This window comes from Chenggangzhangella methanolivorans (assembly GCF_019797865.1).
In the GTDB taxonomy this organism is placed as follows: Bacteria; Pseudomonadota; Alphaproteobacteria; order Rhizobiales; family Methylopilaceae; genus Methylopila; species Methylopila methanolivorans.
Genome location: NZ_CP081869.1, coordinates 4,461,270 through 4,480,704 on the forward strand (window position 1 = coordinate 4,461,270; position 19,435 = coordinate 4,480,704).

Below are 19,435 nucleotides of genomic sequence, written 5' to 3' on the forward strand. Positions count from 1 at the left end.
CGCAGGGGGAGGTCGGCTCGGAAATCCGCGGGGATTTCGAGACATGGCGTTTGGATTGAGCTTCCACCCGTCGACGCTTCTCGCGGCGGCGATCTCGCTTGTGGCCGCCACCTGCGCGCAGGCGGCCACGGGACCCAACGAGGTCGCGACCGGCAGCTACAAGTTCCTCGCCCGCGACGAGCCGCTGGTGACGAACGACCGCAAGGTCGATCTCTGGGCCGAGGTCTACCGGCCGGCGCGGCTCGGCGCGAAGCCGGCGCCGCTCGTGGTCTTCCTCCACGGCAACCACTCGACCTGCGGACGGTTCGACAAGGACCTCGGCGTGCGCGTCGACGACCGGAGCGACTACACCGACACCGGCGAATGCCCGAAGGGCTACGTCGTCACCCCGAACCATCTCGGCTACGGCTATCTCGCCGAGGAGCTCGCCTCCTGGGGCTATGTCGTGGTCTCGATCAACGCCAATCGCGGCGTGACGGCAGGCGACCCGGCGCCGGGCGACTTCGGCCTCAACCTCATGCGAGGCAGGCTGGTCCTGCGCCATCTCGCGCTGCTGTCGGCCTGGAGCCGCGGAACCGGCGACCTCTCGCCTCCGAAGTCGCTCGGCTTCGACCCGCGCGGCGCGCTCGACTTCCGGCAGGTCGGCCTGATGGGCCACAGCCGCGGCGGCGAAGGCGTGCGCGCGGCGCTCGTCCAGTTCGGCGACGAGGGCAGCCCGTTCCCCGCGCTCATCGGCGACCTGAAGATCCGGTCGATCTTCGAGATCGGCCCGGTGGACGGGCAGACCGACCGCGTGCTCGACGCCAAGGGCGTCAACAGCATGATCCTGCTGCCGGCCTGCGACGGCGACGTCTACAACCTTCAGGGCATGAAGGTGTTCGACCGCGCCGTCACCCGCAAGGCGGACGACGACCGGAAGAACGCCATCCACGGCACGATCGCGGTCTGGGGCGCCAACCACAACGCCTACAACACCGAATGGCTGACCACGGATTCGCGCGGCTGCCATGGCTCCAAGCGGCTGTTTGAAGCCGTCGGCCGTTCGGCGCGGCAGGAGGCGACCGCGCTCGGCACGCTGGTCCCGTTCTTTCGCGCGACGGTCGGCCCCGACGCGGACGCCGACCGCGCGGCGCTGTTCGATCCGAACGTGACGCTGCCCAAAAGCCTAAAGTCGATCACGGCCTATGACCGCGGCTATCTGCCCGGCCCGATCGACAGCCAGACCCGGGTTCTCGAGAGCTTCAACAGGCGGACCGGCGTGAGCGACTCCCGCCTTCCGACCGAGACCGTGGGCGTTTCCGCGGTCCACGGGCCGGCGAGCTTCGAGCATGATCCGTCGGTGCGCGCGGCCTTCGTCGACCTCACCCAGGGCGTTTCGGGCGATCGCTATTTCCAGACCAACCTGTCGGCCGACGGGCTCGACCTGTCGGCGTTCAAGACCTTCGCGTTCCGCGTCTCGCTGACCTGCTTCGACGGCATCTGCGCGCGCGACTCGGCGGGGAGCCAGCTGGACTTCGCGGTGGCGCTCGTGACCGAGGGCGGGACGCTGTCCAAGGCGCTCAGCGTCGCGGATCGGGTCAAGCTCCGTCGTCCGGTCGGCCCGAAGGGCTTCGAGGAGCTGCACTCCACGCTCTACACGGCGGAGATTCCGCTCAAGGCGTTCGGTCTCTCAAAGACCGCCAAGGTCACCGGCGTGCGCTTCATCTTCGAGCCCGGCCAGAGGGGGAAGCTGTACCTCTCGGCCCTGACCGTCTCGAAATTCAAGGCGGCGCCCGCCGGCGCGGCGCGCTCGTCGGACGCCGCCGACGCGCCCGAGCTGATCGTCGCGGCTTCCGACGAGATCCGGATCCCGGCCGCCACGCCCGGCGGGGACGGCAATGCGATGAAGATCGTGCGCCGCCCCGCTGGCGCGCCCGCGGACGGCTCGCAGGCGCGCTCAGGCGGCGTCGACATCGTGTTGAGCTCGAAGCGCTTCTTCCCGGTGACGGGCGCGCTCCCGCGGCTCAAGGTCGGCGACCGCACGCTGAGCGGCGGCGAGATCTCCGCCGACGGCGGGACCATCGTGTTCGGCCTGACGGACGGCGAATTCGCCGCGCTCCCGGACGGCGCGGACGTTTCGCTCGACATTCAGGCGAGCTCGCCGACCTGGAGATTCGGGCGTCTCGCGAGGTGACCCGACGCGCCGCCGGCCGAGTGATCAGACCGAACGTGCGAATTCGCCATTTCGAGCTTGAACGTGAGCAACTTCCCGCGGCGCCCAAAAAGGCGTCGTGATCAAGGGATGGGCGCGCCATGCACGATTGTGGCCGACCGCCACATATTCGAGCGCATTGTGGCGATGGGCCATGTGGCAGGTTTGACATCAGGCGAGCCGGCGCCCGCTTTCGAGCGCGCCGGCTGATTGTCGGCTGATTATTTGAGCTTGGCCGCGACGAAAGTCGAAACCTAGCTTCGCGGGCTCGTGATCAGACGATCGCGACCTATCGGAGCAGAAAACCAATGAATGTGGGGCGTTTACTGCGCTGCGCGGCGCTTGCGGCCGTGGCGGCGTTGGGGACTGTCGTCAATGACGCGCAGGCCGTCGAGGGACCCTATGAGGTCCGAACCGGATCCTACATGCTGCCCGGCCGAGACGAGCCGCTGGTGGCGACCGACCGCAAGGTCGACCTCTGGGCGGAGGTCTACAGGCCCAAGACCCTCAAGGGAAAGCCGTTCCCGATCCTCGTGTTTCTCCACGGCAACCACGGCACCTGCGGCACCTATGATCCCGTTCGCCGCGTGCGCGTCGACAACCGGTCGGACTACACCCGCACGGGCGTCTGCCCCGAGAACTACGTCATCACGCCGAACCATCTCGGCTACGCCTATCTCGCCGAAGAGCTCGCCTCCTGGGGCTATGTGGTCGTCTCGATCAACGCCAATCGCGGCGTCACCGCGGGCACGGGCCTCACCGAGGACCGCGGCCTCAACCTGATGCGCGGCCGGCTGATCCTGCGCCATCTCGCGCTTCTGTCGGACTGGAACTCCGGCCGCGGCGACATCGCGCCGCCCAAGACCCTCGGCTTCAAGCCGCTCGGCACGATGGACTTCTCCGAAGTCGGCATCATGGGCCACAGCCGCGGCGGCGAGGGCGCGCGCGCCGCGCTCCAGCAGTTCCGCGACGCCACGAGCCCGTTCCCCGGCCTCATCGGCCCGATGAACATCAAGTCGATCTTCGAGATCGGCCCCGTCGACGGCCAGACCAGCCGGGTGCTCGACGCCAACGGCGTCAACAGCATGATCCTGCTGCCGAGCTGCGACGGCGACGTCTACAATCTCCAGGGCATGAAGGTCTTCGACCGCACCTTCGACCGCGCCGCGCCGTTCGACACGACGCAGGCGTTCCACGGGACGTTCGAGGTGAAGGGCGCCAACCACAACGCCTACAACACCGAATGGCAGACCTCCGATTCTCCCGGCTGCCTCGGCGTCAAGAACCTGTTCCCGGCCGCCGGCTTCTCGAAGGACCAGAAGGCCACCGCGTTCCACACGATGGTGCCGTTCTTCCGCGCCACGGTCGGCAAGAACGCCGACCCCGCTCTCGCCGCGATCTTCGACCCGGCGACCACGCTGCCTGCGACGCTTTCCGACATCACCAAGTACAATCGCGGCTATCTGCCGGGCCCCAACAACGAAAAGACCGAAATGCTGGAGCGCTTCTCGCAGGAGAGCGGCCTCAGCGACTCCGGCGTTCCGACCACTGTGACGGGCGTCACCGTGACGAACCAGCAGGCGAGCTACGAGCACCAGCTCGGCACCCGCGTCGCCCGCGTGACCTGGGACGAAAGCTCGCCGTCCGAGCGCTTCTTCCAGCTCAACTTCGCCGGAAAAGGCCAGAACCTGACGAGCTACAAGACGCTGGCGTTCCGCGCCTCGCTCGGCTGCTTCGCCAACATCTGCAACAAGAAGCAGTCCAAGAAGGGCGAGATGGACTTCACCGTCGCGCTGGTGGCGGCCGACGGCACGCTCTCCAACGAGCTCGCGATGGTGGGCCGCACGCGTCTCAGCCGTCCGGTCGGCCCGGCCTACGGGACGCAGTATCTCCACGAGACGCTCTATACGGTCGAGCTCCCGCTCGAGGACTTCGAGGGCGTGGATCTCGGCGCGGTGGCGGGCGTCCGCTTCACCTTCGAGAAGAAGCGCTCGGGCGTCGTGAACATCGGCACGATCTCGAAGTCCACGCTGCCGGCCGCGACCGGCGACGTGGACCAGGAGCCGGCCATGGCCGAAGCCGAAACGCCTGAAGCGATCCTCACCGCCTCGGCTGCGCCCCGCACCACCGCGGGCGCGGACTCAAACCGCATCCGCATCGTCCGCGCGTCCGGCCCGTCCTCGGCCCGTTCGTCGGGCGGCTCGGGCGACGGCGCGGTCGAGATCGTGCTGAGCACGAAGCGGCCCTTCCCCTTCACGGGCGCGCTTCCGACCCTCACGGTCGGCGGCGAGACCGTCGAGGGCGGCGACATCTCGGTCGACGGCAAGACGATGACGATCTCGGTGCCGGCCAAGGACTTCGCGAAGCTGCCGGATGGCGGCGAGGTCTCGCTGTTCGTCCAGGCCTCTTCGCCGGTCTGGAAGTTCGGCAAGCTCGCCAAGTAAGCGGCGCCGCCGAGCCTGACGAGAGGGCGCGCCTCCTGGCGGAGGCGCGCCCTTTCTTATTCCTCGGTTTCGTCCTCGTCGCCGAGGGCGCGGTCCATCGCCTCGACGAGCACCTCGGGCGGATGCGCGCCCATGACCACCAGCTTGTTCTCGAAGATGAAGCAGGGCACGCCCTCGACGCCGATCGCGCGCGCCCGCTGGATCTCCTCGCGGACGAGCTCGACGTCCTCGTCGCTCTCGAGCCGTTCGCGCAGCGTGTCGGCGTCGAGGCCGGCCTCCTCGGCCGCGCGCTCGATGACGGCGTGGTCCGAGATGTCGTCGCCTTCGGTGAAATAGGCCTCGAACAGCTGCTCGATCAGCGCGCCCTGGGCGACGAGCCCTTCCTCTGCCGCGAAGCGGATCGCCCGGTGGGCGTCGAGGGTGTTGGGCGCGCGCTCGATGTCGGCGAAGAGGAGCGCCAGCCCCTCGTCGCGGCCGACCGCGGCGAGCTGCTCGTGCATGGCGCGCACCTTCTCGTCGTCGCCAAACTTGTTCTCGAGATACTCGGCCCGGTCGAGGCCCTCGGCCGGGATCGTCGGGTCGAGCTGGAACGGCAGCCAGCGCACCACCGCCTCGACGTCCGGCCGGGCGGCGAGCGCCGCCTCGAGCCGCCGCTTGCCGATCCAGCACCAGGGGCAGACGGGATCTGCGAAAACGTCGATCGTAAGGGGTGCGGACATCGCGAAAGGCTCGGCTCAGACTGTAAGAACAGCCGCCGATATGGCCTCTGGCGCGCCTTCGCGAAACCCCTGACGTCGTCAGGCGGTCTTTCGCGCCGGTTCGGCCGCCCGTTCGACCGGCGCGACGGCGGGCCCGAAGCCGGCCGCGTCGAGCGTTTCGGCGGCCGCCGCGGCGTTGTCCGTCGCAGTCCCGGCGAGGGGTGAGGCGCGCGCCGAACAGCGGGTCGTCGACAAGCGTCGGCAGGCCCTTCGCCGGCGCGCCGATAGGCGGACTCGACGTCGGGCATGGCGAGCGCCACGCCCCCGATCTGCGCGACGCCGCGTCGACGCCCGCCGAACGCGACGTGCCCGGCGGCGGGATCGGCGACGGCCGCAAGCCCGGTCTCGACGAAGCCCTGCGGGTCGAAGGCGAGGTCGGGCGCGGCGGGTTGCGAAGGGCAGGGCGCCTGCGGGCAGGCGGGGCCGCGCAGCGCGAGGCGCCCGTCGTCGCCGATCTTGAACTCGATCAGCGGCGCGACGCGCTCGGCCGGCCGCGCGGGGCCGAGCGGCACGGGCGCATGGCGCGTGCGCGTGGGCCGCACCGTGGCGAACATGCCGAGTTCGCCGAACGCGACCGCGTCGACGATCACTGACGCGCCGGGAATGTCGGCGGCGGCGCCGCGCCCGTCCGGCGCGCGCCAGACCGCGACGGCGACGAGCCCCGCCTCGTCGAGGCCGCTGTCGGCGAAGGCCTCGCCGGCGACGCGGCCAGGCAAGGCGATGTGGGTCGCGTCGGCGGCCCGCACGACGTCCTTGAGCGCCGCCGCGGTCGAGACGGGATGGAACGCCGCGCCGGCGCCTGAGAGCAGCCAGGGCACGAGCCCGGTCGCGACGCCCGCGAGACCCGCGAGGTCGAGCGTGGAGACCAGGCTCGAGCCGGCCGTCAGGCGCATCGCGAGGATGGGGCCGAGCGCTGCCGCCGCGAGATCGTTGTGGCTGCGCGCGACCGGCGCGCCGCCGGCCTCGAAGGTGACGACCGCGATGTGGTCGGCGGCGTCCTCCGGCCGGTCGGGCCGGACATGGCGCGCCCCGTCCCGGTCGAAGGCGTGGTCGAGCGGCGTGGCGCCGTCGGGCGCGGGGCCGCCGAAGCAGCCGACGAAGCGGATCGTCTCGAGGCCCGCAGCGATCTCGCACGCGAACTGGGCGAGCGGCGCGCCGCCGCCTTCGACCGGCGCGATCAGCGCGGTCGCGCCGATCGAGGCGAGCGCGGCCGTGATCTCGCGGCGCCGCCAGGCGAGCGGCAGCATCGCGGGCGTGAGGCCGGCGCGCCAGAGCGCGAGGCATGCGAGCGCCGCCTCGGGCGTCGAGCCGAGCTGCACGCCGACCACGGCGTCTTCGCCGAGCGCCCACTCGGCGAAGGTCGCGGCGAGGCCGGATACGGCGCTGTCGACCCCGGTCCAGTCGCCCGAGAACGGCAGGCCGCGCGCCAGCAGCGCGAAGCCGCCCGGCGCGCGGGCGGCGTTCGCGGCCAGGATCTCGTCGAGCGTGCGGTCGCCCGCGGCCGGGTTCGGCAGGCTTGCGGCGAAGGGGGCGAGGCGCATGGGTCTTGTCTCGAAACGCGGGCGCGACCGTCAGCCGGCGGGCGCGCGCCACCAAGTCTCAAGCATGGGCCCGAAAAGTGAGGCGCGCTCGGGCCGATCGAGCGTTTTCCACCGCGCGATCCACGTCTTCTCGAGATGGAACAGCGGCACGACGTAAAAACCCGACAGCAAAACGCGGTCGAGCGCGCGCACGCAGGAGACGAACTCCTCCCGGTCGCGCGCCGCGATCAGCGCGTCGATCATGGCGTCGATCGCCGGCTCCTTGGCGCCCATGTAGTTGCGCTCGCCGGGCGTGTCGGCGGCCGACGATCCCCAGAACTTGCGCTGCTCCATGCCGGGCGAGAGCGAGGCGTACCAGTTGTAGATCACCATATCGAAGTCGTAGGTCTGCATCCGGCGGAACGCCTGGATGCTGTCGACGAGGCGGACCGTGGCGCGCACGCCCACGCGGTCGAGCCCGCGCGCGAAGGCGAGCGAGAGCCGCTCCTGTTCCTTGTTGGAGACGAGGATCTCGAAGCGCATCTGCTCGCCCGAAGAGGTCTCGCGCAGCTCGCCGCGCTGCACCTTCCAGCCGGCCTCCTCGAGCCTTGCGAGCGCGTCCCGGAGCTGGTCGCGGTCGCGGCCCGAGCCGTCGCCGTCGGAGGGGGCCCACTCGCCCTCTAGGATGTCGGCGCGGACGACCCCGGGGAACGGCTTCAGGAGCTCGCGCTCGCGATCGTCGGCCGGCAGGCCCGTCGAGGCGAGTTCGGAGCCCTCGAAATAGCTTCGGGTGCGCGCGGTCGCGCCGCCGAACATGTTGCGGTCGATCCAGGCGTAGTCGAACAGCAGCCCGAGCGCCTCGCGCACACGCTTGTCTGCGAAGGCGGCCTTGCGGCAATTGAACACGAAGGCGTTCATGCCGGCCGGCACGCCGGAGTCGAAGTCTTCCTTCAGCACGTCGCCGCGGCGCACGGCCGGGAAGTCGTATCCGGTGGCCCAGCGCAGCGGGTCGCGCTCCTCGCGGACGTCGATCAAACCTTTCTTGAAGGCTTCGAACATCGAGTTCGCGTCGCGATAGTAGTCGTAGCGGATCTCGTCGAAATTGTTCAGGCCGCGGTTCACGGGCAGGTCCGCGCCCCAGTAGTTCGTGTCGCGGCGGAAGCTGACCGAGCGGCCGGGGTCGACGTTGCTGACCACATAGGGGCCGCTGCCGGTGAGCGGCCGGAAGGTCGTCTCCTCGAACGCCTTGGCGTCGGTGGCGTGCGCCGGCAGCACCGGCATGAGGCCGAGAATCAGCGGCAGCTCGCGGTCGTCGCCCGACAGCTCGAAGCGGACGCGGCGCGGGTTTTCGGCGCTCGCGGACTTCACGCGTCGGTAGTTCGAGCGGAACGTCGGATGACCGCGCTCGCGCAGCAGCTCGAAGGTGAAGAGCACGTCTTCGGCGGTGATGTCCTCGCCGTCTGAGAAACGCGCGCGCGGGTCGATCGTGAAGACCACGTAGCTGCGGTCGTCGGGCGTCTCGATGGTCTGGGCGATCAGCCCGTAGAGCGAGAACGGCTCGTCGTAGTTGCGGGCGAGCAGGCTCTCATAGACGTAGCCGCGCAGCCCTTGCGCCTGCGATCCCTTGTAGGCGTAGGGGTTGAGCGTCTCGAAGCCGCCGAGCCAGCCATAGGTCAGCCGCCCGCCCTTCGGCGCGTCGGGGCGCACATAGGGCAGATGCTCGAAGCCCGGCGGCAGCGCGGGCTCGCCGTGCATCGCGACGCCGTGGCGGTCGGCCGGCGGCGTCTCGGCGGCGCGGCCAAGACGGGGCACCGCGAGCGCGGCCGCAAGCGTCGGCGCGGCCCTCAGGACAGCGCGGCGGGAGAGATTCGGGCCATGGGGTCGGAGCATGGTCATCGATCCACGTGACCCGGCGACGGACGCGATTCGCAACGCCGGAGGCCGAGCTATCACAGCCATATGAGGCGCCAGCCGGGCGGCGACGGCTTCCCAAGGCGCTCATGGGCTCTAACGTCACTGTGTTGCCGCAATTCGACGACAGACAGCCGGTCTCTCTTTCGGAGCGCCCGGCTCCTCGGACGCGCGGTAGGCCCCAAGAGCCGGCGCGCGACGGCCGCGGCCCGTAAGTCGTCCCGACGATAGGAAGGAACGTCGAATGACATTGGGGAAGTTTGCGCGCATCGCCATGATCTCCGCCGCCTTCTGCGTGCCGGCCAGCCATGGCTTCGCGCAGGACGCTAAGCCCGCTGCTCCGGCGGGCGGCGCCCCGGCGGCCGGTCCCGGCCCGATGTCGATGACCCCGCCGGAGCCGCCGCAGCCGAGCTGGGTTAAGATCTGCAACACCGACGAGAAGGCCAAGAAGGAGGTGTGCCTCACCTCCCGGGACGTGCGCACCGACACCGGCCAGAACGTCGCCTCGATCGCGGTCCGCCAGATCTCGGGCGAGCCGAAGAAGTTCTTCCTGGCCGCGGTTCCCCCCGGGCTGCTGATCCAGCCGGGCGTGCGCGTCGCGGTCGACCAGAACTCGCCCGCCAACGGCAAGTACTCGATCTGCTTCCCGAACGCCTGCTACGCCGAAGTCGAGATCAACGACGCCTTCTTCAAGAACATGCAGAAGGGTAAGAACCTCGTCGTCCAGGCCATGAACCAGCAGGCCAAGACGATCAACTTCCCGGTGAGCCTCGACGGCTTCCAGAAGGCGTATGACGGTCCGGCCATGGACCAGAAGGCCTTCGCCGAGGAGCGCAAGGAGCTGAACGACGGCCTCGCCAAGAAGGCGCAGGAAGCCCGCGACAAGCTCCAGGCTCCGGGCAGCGCCCAGGCGCCTGGCAACGCGCCGGCGATGCCGGGCGGCCAGGGCACCGTGAAGACGCAGTAAGGCGTCTCGCCCGATCGCTTTTGAAGACGCCCGGCCGCAAGGCCGGGCGTTTTTCGTATGCGCGAAGGCAGACGTGGAAGGAGGCTGAACGTCGCCGCCCGACGCGCCGCCGACCGTCATCTCTGCCTAGAGCCTGGATTGAAACGCCTTGAAATTCAGGATTTCTCGGCGGCCGGCGACGTTTATTGAGCTCGGGTCAGGCCCGATGTGACGGCGTCAGGCGCAAGAGCCAATCAGTCGATCGCGGTAGCCGCCGTCAGTGCCCAAGATCGCCGCGGAAGCGGTAGGTGCCGTCGTCGAGCCGCTCGAACATCTCGCCCACCTGCGGGTGCCGCACCGGTTCTCCGGTGGTGTCGGCCACGAGGTTCTGCTCCGACACATAGGCCACGTACTCGGTTTCCGAGTTCTCGGCGAACAGGTGGTAGAAGGGCTGGTCCTTGACCGGGCGCACCTCCTCGGGGATCGCCTCCCACCATTCCTCCGTGTTCGAGAACGTCGGATCCACGTCGTAGATCACGCCCCGAAACGGGTAGACGCGGTGATGGACGACCTCGCCGATCCTGAATTTGGCGAGGCGCTGCTCGGGAGCCATGGACGTCTGAAAACCCCGGTTGCGGGAACGGCGGACATGATCTGACCCGCGGCGGCGCGTCAACGCCGCTGCGAGCCGTCTGTCACGTCGCCGTCGGTCCCGCCCTGCGGTTCTCGACGTCAGAAACCGTAGCGTTCTGCGAGCTCAGGCTCGCGCTCGGCGATCTGCTTTGCGAGGTCGACGATGACCTTGGCCTGCTTCCAGGTGGCGTCGTCCTGCATCTTGCCGTCGAGCATCACCGCGCCGGTGCCGTCCGGCATCGCTTCGACGATGCGCTTGGCGAAACGGACTTCCTCGACGTCCGGCGAGAACACGGTCTTGGCGATCTCGACTTGGGAGGGGTGCAGCGTCCAGGCGCCCACGCAGCCCATCAGGAAGGCGTTGCGGAACTGCGCCTCGCAGGCCGGGCCATCGGAGAAGTCGCCGAAGGGCCCGTAGAACGGCTTGATGCCGTTCGCCGCGCAGGCGTCGACCATCTTGGCGATCGTGTAGTGCCAGAGATCCTGCTGGTAGAACGCGCGTGCCTCGCCCTCGGCGCCCTTGTCGACGAGCACGCCGTAGCCCGGATGGCCGCCGCCGACGCGCGTGGTCTTCATGCGCCGCGACGCCGCAAGATCCGCCGGACCGAGGCTCATTCCGTGCATGCGGGGCGAGGCGGCGGCGATCTCCTCGACGTTCATGACGCCCTGCGCGGTCTCGAGGATCGCGTGGATCATGATCGGCCGTTCGATCTTGTTGCGGGCCTCGAGCTGCGCGAGCAGGCGGTCGAGATAGTGGACGTCCCACGAACCCTCGACCTTCGGCAGCATGATGACGTCGAGCTTGTGGCCGACCGCCGAGACGATCTCGATGACGTCGTCGAGCGCCCACGGGCTGTCGAGCGCGTTCATGCGGATCCAGAGGCCGGCGGCGCCGAAGTCGTTGGCCTTGGCCATCTCGATGAAGCCGGAGCGCGCCGCCTCCTTGGCGTCGGCCGGGACCGCGTCCTCGAGATTGCCGAGCACGACGTCGACCTGCTTGGCCAGATCCCCGACGCGGGCGCGGATCTTCTCCACATGCGGCGGCACGAAGTGGATCATCCGCTCGACGCGGACCGGAGGTTCGCGGAACGGAGCCGGCGCGCCGAGCGCGAGGGGACGGTAATAGGCGCTCGGGACGATCATCGCGCTTGGCCTTCTTCCGGGGGACGTCGAATTCGGCCGCACCATCTGCGGCCAGGATGCTGCGGCGCAAGACGTCTTTGGTCGCAACGCGGCGGAGGCGATTGCCGGTCTCTCTGCGCGCAGCCTAAGGTTTGGCTTCCTCACGCGGAGACGAGCCATGAAAGACGCGCGCCTGCCGGCCTACATGCCGGCCAACCTTGCGCCTTCCAGCCTGTCGCAGAGCATCCTGCCCTGGACCTGGGCCCCGCAGTTCACCGGCCTCGGGCTCGGTCAGGTCACGGTCTATGTCGGCCAGTCCTCGAACCCGGACACGGAGCGCGAGATCCTCGACCGGGTCGGCTCCTACGGCCGGCAGCTCGGCCAGATCGGCGACGCGCTCGCGGTGATCATGAAACGGGTCGATCTCTCGGGCCTCAGCGAGGAGGACCAGGACGCGATCGACGAACTGAAGGATCAGCTGTCGGCGATCGCCCGGGTCAAGCGCCGGGCCGCCAGGGCGCGCGCCGCCGCGCGGTGACGGAGCCGGCGGTCAGAACTGCGGGCCGCCCAGAAGCCCCTCGCGCATCACGAAGCGGCGGAGCGGGCCGACGCGCGAGATCGCCGCGAGCCCGAGCCCGCGGGCCGCGTGGAGCGGGGCGAACTCCGTGAGCAGCGAGCGGTTCAGAAGGTCGGTCGCGGCCGTGCGGCTCCAGACGTCGGCCGAGCGCGCCCGCGCATAGGCGCGAAGGCTCGCGTCGCCGCCCGGATCGCGCCCTTCCGCGATCGAGCGCGCGACCACCTTTCCGGCCGCGGCGGCGTCGCGAAAGCCGAGGTTCAGCCCCTGCGCGCCGATCGGCGGCAGAACATGGGCGGCCTCGCCGACGAGCAGCGTGCGGTTCGCCGCGAGTCGTAGCGCGGATCCGATCTCGATGGGGAAGCGCCCGACGCGGCCCTCGACGGTCATCGGGCCGAGCAGCCGTCCGGCGGCTTCGGTCGCCGCACGGCCGAGCTCCTCGGGCGAGAGGCCGGCGAGCCGCTCGGCGCGCTCGGGCTGGCAGGCCCAGACGAGGCTCGATCGCTTGCCCGGAAGAGGCACGAGCGTGAACGGGCCTTCCTCGTAGTGAAGCTCCGTCGAGACGAAGTCGTGCTCGCGCGTGTGGGAGACCGAAAACGCCAGCGCCTCCTGCGGGGCCCTGCGGCTCTTGAGCGTCACGCCTGCGGCCTCGCGCATGAGCGAGCGGCGGCCATCGGCGGCGATCGCGAGCCTCGCCGTGATGGGCGTCCCGTCCGCGGCCTCGATCTCGACCGCGTCCTCGCCCGGACGGCTCGCGGCCGCGGCCTGCGGGACGATTTCGGCGTTCGGCTCGGCCCGGAGCGCTTCCGTCAGGAGCGCGGTGAGGCGGGCGTTGGCGACGTTCCAGCCGAAAGCCTCAAGGCCGAGCTCCTCGGCGTGGAACAGCGCTTCCGGCGCGCGGAAGAGCCGTCGCCCGGCGTCCGCGATCCGGAGCGATTTCAGCGGCGCGGCCTCGCTTGCGAGCGCGTCCCAGACGCGCGCCGCCTTGAGGATCTCGACCGATCCTCCGATCAGCGCCGTGGTGCGCGTGTCGGCGGGGGGAGGGGGCGCGACCAGAACCGTGACCGCGCCGCTCCGCGCGGCGAGCAGCGCGGCGAGCAGGCCAGCCGGTCCGCCGCCCACCACCGCGACGTCACAGGCCTTCGTCGTCATGCTCGGTTCCGCGTCTGTCATCGCACCGAGCATATAGCGTCGCGACGGCGGCCGCGCCAAAGGAACGGCCGCCGCCGGCCCGCTTATTTAAGGACCTTGTTCAGCGCCTTGCCGTCCACCGTTGCGGCCGGCGTCACGCCGAGCAGGCGCATCACGGTCGGCGCGACGTCGATGTTGCGCACCGCCTCGACCGAGCCCGAACGGATGCCGGGGCCGGCGGCGATGAAGGTCGCGGCCATCTCCGGGAGGTCGGCGTCATGGCCGTGCGCGCCGTAGAAGTTCGGCGTCGAAAGCTCGACCGTCGCCGCGTCCGCCGCCTTGTCGCCCTTGCGCTTGACCGGCGGGGTCTGCTGTCCGTCGAAGTTGTAGCCGACGTCGAGCTGGGCGAAGACGTCGCCGAAGTCCTGGCCGATGTGCTTGTCGACGCAGAAGCCGGGCTCGCCGCAATCGTCCGGACGAACGCGGACGTTCGAGAACAACCGGCCCTTCTTCAGGTCGCCGTTGAAGCGGCCGTTGGGGTCGCGCGCCTTGCGCAGGACGTCGGCCACCTGATCGACCAGAGCGCGGTACTCCTTCTTCGAGACCGTCCCGCCGTTCTCGCGGCCCTTGAGGTTCACGTAGACGTTCGCCGCCGGGCCCGAGGTGCGGATCGCGAGCTTCGAGACGTCGACCTTCGCGTTCCTGAGGATGTTGGTCAGGTTGGCGGCGGTGTGGAACGGCGCGAAGCCGTGGTCGGAGACTAGCAGCACGTTGGTTTTCGGGACCCGTCAGATCGAGGATCTTGGCGACCGCCTCGTCGGCGCGCTGGTAGGCGGCCGCGACGTAGTCGGCGTAGCGCTTCACCTTTTCCTGGTCCTGGCCCTTGCCGATCGTGTTCGGATCGCGGGGATCGCTCGCCTGACGCCTGTCGGTGAGCAGGAACTGGTGCTTCGAGCCGTCGGGCTCCTCGAAATAGATCATCGCCAGATCCGCGCCCGGGTTCTTTTTGATGGCGCGGGTCGCGACCTCGCCCTGATAGGCCACGAAGGTGGTGACCTGATCCTGATAGGCGGCCTCGAGTTCGGCGTCGGAGAAGGCGTCGAGGCCGGCGCTGAGGCGTTCGGGGATGCGGAAGTCCGGCTGCGGGGCCCAGAAGCCGACCTTGTGGTTGATGTCGTCGACCGCCGCGAGCGCCGGAGCGTTGCGCGGGATGTAATAGGCCGAGTAGCGGATGAAGCGGACGTTCGCGAGATCGGGCGCGACGGAGGCCGCGAAGAAGGAAAGGCCGGCCTTCGCGCCCGAGCCTTCGAGGTAGAATTTCGCGGAAGCGCCGCCGGCCCTGGCGAAGGCCGAGCCGGTGCTCGGGGCCTTGGCGTCGTCGGAGATCACGCCCGCATTGGCGTCGAAGAACACCAGCGTGTCGTAGTTCGTCACGCCGTCGTCCGTCGAGTCGAGCGCGGCGACGCGGATCCGGTAGCCGACGTCGAGCGCGGGGGTCGACGTGGTGCAGGTCGCAGGCAGCTCGGAGGCGCAGGAGAACGTATCGACGACGTCGGTCGCCAGCACCTTGCTGTAGGAGGTCTTGCCCGCCGCCTTCACGGCCTCGGCGACCTCCTTGTCGGCCGAGAACGCCGCGGCGCCGAGCGAGAAACCGGCGGTCGAGATCCCGGCGAAGGCTCCGAACGGCACCGTGTAGTCGACGACGCGGGTCGGCTCGGCGGCCTGCGCCACCTGTCCGTTGATCGACACCGTCGCGCCGTCGGCGCCCGGCCATGTCGCGGCCACGACGGACTTTCCGGCCTTGCGCAGTTTCACCCAGAGCGGCTCGGCGGTGGGCTCTCCGGCGGGCCCCGTCGGGCTGATCTCGTATCCGCCGATCGGCGCGCCGAAGCCACTGATCGACGTCCCGATGGGAGCCGCGACCGATGGAAGCTGTTGGCCGGGACGTCGTTGTGGGACGGCGGTCGAGCCGGTCGCGATCGCGATGTGCGACACGGCGGTGAGCGAGGGGTTGGCGGTGACGTTGCGCTCGGCCACCGCGCCCGCGGCGACGAGGCGGGCGATGCCGCCGTCGGCCGGCAGGACGCCCGACTTCAGATATTTCTGGATGAAGTCCGACGCGCGCCGTCGAGCGAGATCAGCACGACCTTCGGGGCTTTGGCGGGTTTCTCCGCCGGTTCGGCGAAGGCCGGACCGGCCAGCACGCCGGCTGCGGCGAGGATCGACAGACGCGTGACGCTTTTCGGTGACCAATTCATGTTCGGGCTCCCCCATCACGGGGCGGGCGTCGCGGCCTCGCCCTCGATGACGAGGGAGTTACCAGCCTTGGGCGAAACGCCTGTGACGCGCCTGGGGGCGAAAAACTGTCAACTGGCTGTCTGCTGACAGGCTTGTGTTCGCTCAACCCCTTCATATCGTTGCAATCGGGAGACCTCAGGCTATCTCGCAACCGCGAAAGGCCGGCCCTCGCGCCGCCCCCATGAGGCGACAACGACGATGCTCGAACTCCTTCAGAGCCCCGAAGCCTGGGCCGCGCTGCTGACGCTCACCGCCATGGAGATCGTCCTTGGCATCGACAACGTCGTGTTCATCTCGGTTCTGGTCGCCAAGCTTCCGCCCGAGCAGGCGGAGAAGGCCCGAAAGCTCGGCCTCGCGCTCGCGCTCGTGTTCCGCATCGCCCTGCTGTTCATGCTCTCCTGGCTGATCGCGCTGAAGGATCCGGTCATCGAGATCTTCGGCAAGGGCCTCTCGTGGCGCGACATCATCCTGATCGCGGGCGGCGGCTTTCTGCTCGTGAAGGCGACGCTCGAGCTTCACAACTCGATCGAGGGCGAGGAGCACGGCCAGGAAGGCGGCGCGGTCCAGAAGGCCTTCATGGTCATCATCGCGCAGATCATCGTCATCGACCTCGTGTTCTCGATCGACTCGATCATCACGGCGATCGGCATGGCCGAGGACATCGAGGTCATGATCGCCGCGGTCGTGATCGCGGTCGCGGTGATGTACGTCTCCTCCGGCCCGATCTCGGCTTTCGTGGCCAAGCATCCGACCACCAAGGTGCTGGCGCTCTCGTTCTTGCTGCTGATCGGCATGGTGCTTGTCGCCGACGGGTTCGGCTTCCATGTCCCGAAGGCCTATATCTACGCCGCGATGGCGTTCTCGCTGATGGTGGAGATCTTCAACGTGATGGCGAAGAGCCGGCAGGCGAAGAAGAAGGGCGCGCTCGGCGTCGAGGGCGTGCCCGCCAAGCCCGCCGAGCGGACCACGCATTGATCGGAGCGTTCAAATGACCGGGGCAGCGAAGGTCCTGGTCGTCACAGGCGCAGGGCGCGGCATCGGAGCCGCGACCGCCAGGCGCGCGGCGGCCGCCGGATGGGACGTGGCGGTGAATTATTCGCGCTCCCGCGCGGCCGCAGACGAGGTGGCGGCGGCCGTTGAGGCGGAGGGCCGCAGGGCCGCCGCCATCAAGGCGGACGCCTCCTCGCCGAAGGATATCGAGGCGATGTTCGAGGCCGCCGAGGCCCTGCTCGGGCCCGTGGGCGGCGTGGTCATCAACGCCGGCGTGACCGGCGATCCGCGCAGCGCGCTCGCCGACGCCGACCCGGACATGATCGCGCGCGTGGTCTCGCTCAACGTCACCGGCGCGCTGCTGGTCGCCCGCGAGGCCGCGCGGCGCATGTCGGTCTCGCGCGGCGGGCATGGCGGCTCGATCGTCGCGCTTTCCTCGGTCGCCGCAATCCTCGGATCGCCCGGCGAATATGTCTGGTACGCGGCGTCGAAAGGCGCGGTCGACAGCATGACCACGGGCCTCGCCCGCGAGCTCGGCCGCGAGGGCGTTCGGGTGAACGCGGTCTCGCCCGGCCTTATCGACACCGAGATCCATGACGGCGAGGAAAACCGCCGCCGCCTCGCCGAGCGGCTGCCGAGCGTGCCCCTGGGCCGCGCGGGAACGGCCGAAGAGGTCGCCGACGCGATCGTGTGGCTACTTTCCGACGAGGCGCGCTATGTGACGGGCGCGAACCTCCGCGTCAGCGGCGGCCGGTGACGATGAACCGACCCGAACGGACGACACGTGATCCCGATCAGATTTCTCGCCGCAGCATCCCTTCTGGCTTCACTGGGCGCGCCGGCGCTCGCGGCTGATCCAGCCGCCCAGGCCTGGGTCGAAAACAAAAGCGAACCAACGCTCTGCGCCGAGTTCGACAACGTCTACTACACCTTCACCAACCCGAAGGTCGGGCGCTTCGCCATCGACGTCACCCCGCCGGTCTACCTGCCTGACATGAAGACCGATTCCACCGGCCCCGACTTCGCCAATTGCGAGGCGATGAAGGACGATCCGAAGCACAAGTTCGAGCCGAAGAAGCTCACCCTCTACGAAGACGACCAGATCCGCATCGTCGGGCACACCTACGCCGAGAGCTGGCGGGCGCGCGGCGCCGAGGTGATCGTCGGCGACATCGACGAGGCCGACCTCCATCTCGTGCAGTGGTTCGAGAAGGTGAACGGCGATTTCCAGGAGTTTCTGGTCGTCTACCCGTTCGACGGCTATTGGCGCGCCAAGCCGATCCCGACCGAAGCCTTCCCGGAAGCCGCCTACGGCACGTCGTTCCTCGTCGGCCCGATCGAGCACCACACCGGCCGATCGTCGACATCGCAAAACTCAAGATCGACCCGAAGGCGCGCGCCTTCCGCATGACCTTCGCCAAGGGCGGGGTGGGCGAGCTCAAGATCGTGCGCTCGGACCGGGACAAGATCTCGCTGGAGCTGAAGGTCGACGGGCTGCCCGAGGGCGACGGCCAGCTGCCCTTCGCGGCGATCCGCTCGATGTTCGTGACGCCGACCAACGCCGACACCGCGCGCACCAACTGGAAGACCGACGCCGGCCTGTTCAACGAGCCGGTGATGGACTTCAAGGCCGCGAACGCGACCGAGGTGACGTTCGACCGGATCGAGCTCTCCAAACACAACACGAGCGCGCCGGACGTGACCTTCCGCAGCTTCGGCCCGGGCGACAAGAAGTAGGTTTGCGTCCGCGCCCGTGATGTCGGGCGCGGTTCCGCCCTTTTCTTTGACCTCGCCTCCTCCAGGTCGTGGACGCCCGGACACAAGCCGGGAATGAGCTGCGTCCAGAAGACGGCCGAGACATCACACTCAAGGAGCATCACATGGCGAAGGCGATCCGCGTCGAGGCCCCCGGCGGCCCGGAGGCGATGCGCTTCGAGGAGGTCGAGGTTCCGGCCCCGGCCAAGGGCGAAGTCGCGGTGAAGCACACCGCCGTCGGCGTGAACTTCATCGACGTCTACTACCGCACCGGCGCTTACGTGGCCCCGCAGAAGCCCTTCGGCCTCGGGCTTGAGGCGGCAGGCGTCGTGACGGCGGTGGGCGAGGGCGTCTCCGACCTGAAGGAGGGCGACCGCGTCGCCTACGCAAAGGGGCCGCTCGGCGCTTATTCGACCGAGCGCGTCATCGCCGCGGAGCATCTGGTGAAAATTCCCGCCGGCGTCAGCGACGAGATCGCCGCCGCCTCCATGCTCAAGGGCATGACCGCGCAGTATCTGCTCCGCCGCACCTTCAAGGTCGGGCCGGAGCACGTGATCCTGTTCCATGCGGCGGCCGGCGGCGTCGGCCAGATCGCCTGCCAGTGGGCCGCCCATCTCGGCGCCACGGTGATCGGGACCGCTGGCGGCCCGGAAAAGGTCGCGCTCGCCAAGACCAAGGGCTGCGCGCACGTCATCGACTACAAGACGGAAGACTTCGTCGAGCGCGTGAAGGAGATCACGGGCGGCCAGAAGTGCGACGTCGTCTACGACTCGGTCGGCAAGGACGCGTTTCCAGGCTCGCTCGACTGCATCAAGCCGCGCGGTCTCTGGGCGAGCTTTGGCCAGTCGTCCGGTCCGGTCCCTGAGTTCCCGATCGCACTGCTCGGCAAGATGGGCTCGCTGTTCGCGACACGCGCCAGCCTGTTCAACCACATCGCCACGAGGCCCGAGCTCGAGGCGACCACCGCCGACCTGTTCGACGTCATCGCGAAGGGCGTGGTGACGGTGGACGTCAGCCGCACCTTCGCGCTCGCCGACGTCGCCGAGGCGCACAAGGCGCTCGAAGGCCGCGGCACCACCGGCTCGGTGGTGCTGATCCCGTAAACCGGCGCGCGTCATCCCGGACGGCCGAAAGGCCGATCCGGGATTGTGTTCAGGATCAA

General features: G+C 69.3%; 16 protein-coding genes and 2 pseudogenes. 10 read left to right on the plus strand and 8 right to left on the minus strand.

The genetic code is table 11. The features are described 5' to 3' along the window. Positions 1-43 precede the first annotated feature (43 nt). Together K6K41_RS23370 and K6K41_RS23375 are read left to right on the plus strand one after the other, a co-directional pair. Complete coding sequence (locus K6K41_RS23370; protein ID WP_261402483.1) at positions 44-2,173, plus strand: alpha/beta hydrolase; 2,130 nt, start codon at positions 44-46, stop codon at positions 2,171-2,173. A 368-nt stretch (positions 2,174-2,541) separates the two neighbouring features. Next, positions 2,542-4,635 (plus strand): alpha/beta hydrolase, encoded by a 2,094-nt coding sequence (locus K6K41_RS23375; protein ID WP_261402484.1) that lies wholly within the window; start codon positions 2,542-2,544, stop codon positions 4,633-4,635. Positions 4,636-4,691: 56 nt separating this feature from the next. On the opposite strand, the gene K6K41_RS23380 is transcribed toward K6K41_RS23375, so the two are convergent. The 3 genes and pseudogenes from K6K41_RS23380 to K6K41_RS23390 all read right to left on the minus strand — a co-directional run bounded on the left by K6K41_RS23380 (position 4,692) and on the right by K6K41_RS23390 (position 8,809). Next, a complete protein-coding gene (locus K6K41_RS23380; RefSeq protein WP_261402485.1) occupies positions 4,692-5,354 on the minus strand; it encodes a DsbA family oxidoreductase in 663 nt (220 codons plus the stop codon). Positions 5,355-6,145: 791 nt separating this feature from the next. Beyond that, a pseudogene (locus K6K41_RS23385) lies at positions 6,146-6,934 on the minus strand (AMP-binding protein); the annotation flags it as partial. A gap of 30 nt (positions 6,935-6,964) precedes the next feature. Continuing rightward, positions 6,965-8,809: an extracellular solute-binding protein gene (locus K6K41_RS23390; protein ID WP_378147519.1), complete on the minus strand. Its 1,845-nt coding sequence runs from the start codon at positions 8,807-8,809 to the stop codon at positions 6,965-6,967. A 289-nt stretch (positions 8,810-9,098) separates the two neighbouring features. Here K6K41_RS23390 and K6K41_RS23395 point away from each other — a divergent pair, with 289 nt between their 5' ends. Beyond that, complete coding sequence (locus tag K6K41_RS23395) at positions 9,099-9,791, plus strand: invasion associated locus B family protein (RefSeq protein ID WP_261402487.1); 693 nt, start codon at positions 9,099-9,101, stop codon at positions 9,789-9,791. Between the two features lie 256 nt (positions 9,792-10,047). On the opposite strand, the gene hspQ is transcribed toward K6K41_RS23395, so the two are convergent. Then, entirely contained in the window at positions 10,048-10,383 is a 336-nt protein-coding gene (gene hspQ, locus K6K41_RS23400; RefSeq protein WP_261402488.1) for a heat shock protein HspQ, read from the minus strand. A gap of 119 nt (positions 10,384-10,502) precedes the next feature. Next, positions 10,503-11,546, minus strand: coding sequence for an HpcH/HpaI aldolase/citrate lyase family protein (locus K6K41_RS23405; protein ID WP_261402489.1), 1,044 nt, complete (start codon positions 11,544-11,546; stop codon positions 10,503-10,505). 157 nt (positions 11,547-11,703) lie between these two features. Between K6K41_RS23405 and K6K41_RS23410 the strand changes: the two genes are divergently transcribed. Next, positions 11,704-12,063, plus strand: coding sequence for a hypothetical protein (locus tag K6K41_RS23410; protein WP_261402490.1), 360 nt, complete (start codon positions 11,704-11,706; stop codon positions 12,061-12,063). A 12-nt stretch (positions 12,064-12,075) separates the two neighbouring features. On the opposite strand, the gene K6K41_RS23415 is transcribed toward K6K41_RS23410, so the two are convergent. The 3 genes and pseudogenes from K6K41_RS23415 to K6K41_RS23425 all read right to left on the minus strand — a co-directional run. Further along, positions 12,076-13,251, minus strand: a complete 1,176-nt coding sequence (locus tag K6K41_RS23415) for a UbiH/UbiF family hydroxylase (protein WP_261402491.1) — start codon at positions 13,249-13,251, stop codon at positions 12,076-12,078. An 83-nt stretch (positions 13,252-13,334) separates the two neighbouring features. Continuing rightward, positions 13,335-13,490, minus strand: coding sequence for a hypothetical protein (locus K6K41_RS23420; RefSeq protein WP_261405900.1), 156 nt, complete (start codon positions 13,488-13,490; stop codon positions 13,335-13,337). Positions 13,491-13,571: 81 nt separating this feature from the next. Continuing rightward, positions 13,572-14,000, minus strand: a pseudogene (locus K6K41_RS23425) (alkaline phosphatase family protein); the annotation flags it as partial. Between the two features lies 1 nt (position 14,001). Between K6K41_RS23425 and K6K41_RS29785 the strand changes: the two are divergent. From K6K41_RS29785 to K6K41_RS23455, 6 genes are all read left to right on the plus strand, one after another. Continuing rightward, positions 14,002-15,615, plus strand: a complete 1,614-nt coding sequence (locus K6K41_RS29785; protein WP_315855083.1) for a hypothetical protein — start codon at positions 14,002-14,004, stop codon at positions 15,613-15,615. A 111-nt stretch (positions 15,616-15,726) separates the two neighbouring features. Then, the gene (locus K6K41_RS23435) at positions 15,727-16,503 is read left to right on the plus strand and encodes a TerC family protein (protein ID WP_261402492.1); all 777 of its coding nucleotides are present in this window, start codon (positions 15,727-15,729) and stop codon (positions 16,501-16,503) included. Between the two features lie 13 nt (positions 16,504-16,516). Next, positions 16,517-17,275, plus strand: a complete 759-nt coding sequence (locus tag K6K41_RS23440) for an SDR family oxidoreductase (protein ID WP_261402493.1) — start codon at positions 16,517-16,519, stop codon at positions 17,273-17,275. Between the two features lie 27 nt (positions 17,276-17,302). Further along, positions 17,303-17,929 carry a hypothetical protein gene (locus tag K6K41_RS23445; protein WP_261402494.1) on the plus strand — a complete coding sequence of 209 codons (627 nt, stop codon included), beginning with the start codon at positions 17,303-17,305 and terminating at the stop codon, positions 17,927-17,929. After that, entirely contained in the window at positions 17,926-18,255 is a 330-nt protein-coding gene (locus K6K41_RS23450; protein WP_261402495.1) for a hypothetical protein, read from the plus strand. Before K6K41_RS23445 ends, K6K41_RS23450 begins: the two co-directional genes overlap by 4 nt. 143 nt (positions 18,256-18,398) lie before the next feature. Then, positions 18,399-19,376 (plus strand): quinone oxidoreductase family protein, encoded by a 978-nt coding sequence (locus K6K41_RS23455; protein ID WP_261402496.1) that lies wholly within the window; start codon positions 18,399-18,401, stop codon positions 19,374-19,376. The last annotated feature ends 59 nt before the right edge of the window (positions 19,377-19,435 follow it).

Coding starts and splice junctions, on each gene's coding strand:
- K6K41_RS23420 (WP_261405900.1), bottom strand. CDS start 13,490: ATGGCCGCGACCTTCATCGCCGCCGGCCCCGGCATCCGTTCGGGCTCG.
- hspQ (WP_261402488.1), bottom strand. CDS start 10,383: ATGGCTCCCGAGCAGCGCCTCGCCAAATTCAGGATCGGCGAGGTCGTC.
- K6K41_RS23380 (WP_261402485.1), bottom strand. CDS start 5,354: ATGTCCGCACCCCTTACGATCGACGTTTTCGCAGATCCCGTCTGCCCC.
- K6K41_RS23440 (WP_261402493.1), top strand. CDS start 16,517: ATGACCGGGGCAGCGAAGGTCCTGGTCGTCACAGGCGCAGGGCGCGGC.
- K6K41_RS23415 (WP_261402491.1), bottom strand. CDS start 13,251: ATGACGACGAAGGCCTGTGACGTCGCGGTGGTGGGCGGCGGACCGGCT.
- K6K41_RS23395 (WP_261402487.1), top strand. CDS start 9,099: ATGATCTCCGCCGCCTTCTGCGTGCCGGCCAGCCATGGCTTCGCGCAG.
- K6K41_RS23410 (WP_261402490.1), top strand. CDS start 11,704: ATGAAAGACGCGCGCCTGCCGGCCTACATGCCGGCCAACCTTGCGCCT.
- K6K41_RS23405 (WP_261402489.1), bottom strand. CDS start 11,546: ATGATCGTCCCGAGCGCCTATTACCGTCCCCTCGCGCTCGGCGCGCCG.
- K6K41_RS23455 (WP_261402496.1), top strand. CDS start 18,399: ATGGCGAAGGCGATCCGCGTCGAGGCCCCCGGCGGCCCGGAGGCGATG.
- K6K41_RS23450 (WP_261402495.1), top strand. CDS start 17,926: ATGACCTTCGCCAAGGGCGGGGTGGGCGAGCTCAAGATCGTGCGCTCG.
- K6K41_RS23435 (WP_261402492.1), top strand. CDS start 15,727: ATGCTCGAACTCCTTCAGAGCCCCGAAGCCTGGGCCGCGCTGCTGACG.
- K6K41_RS23390 (WP_378147519.1), bottom strand. CDS start 8,809: ATGACCATGCTCCGACCCCATGGCCCGAATCTCTCCCGCCGCGCTGTC.
- K6K41_RS23370 (WP_261402483.1), top strand. CDS start 44: ATGGCGTTTGGATTGAGCTTCCACCCGTCGACGCTTCTCGCGGCGGCG.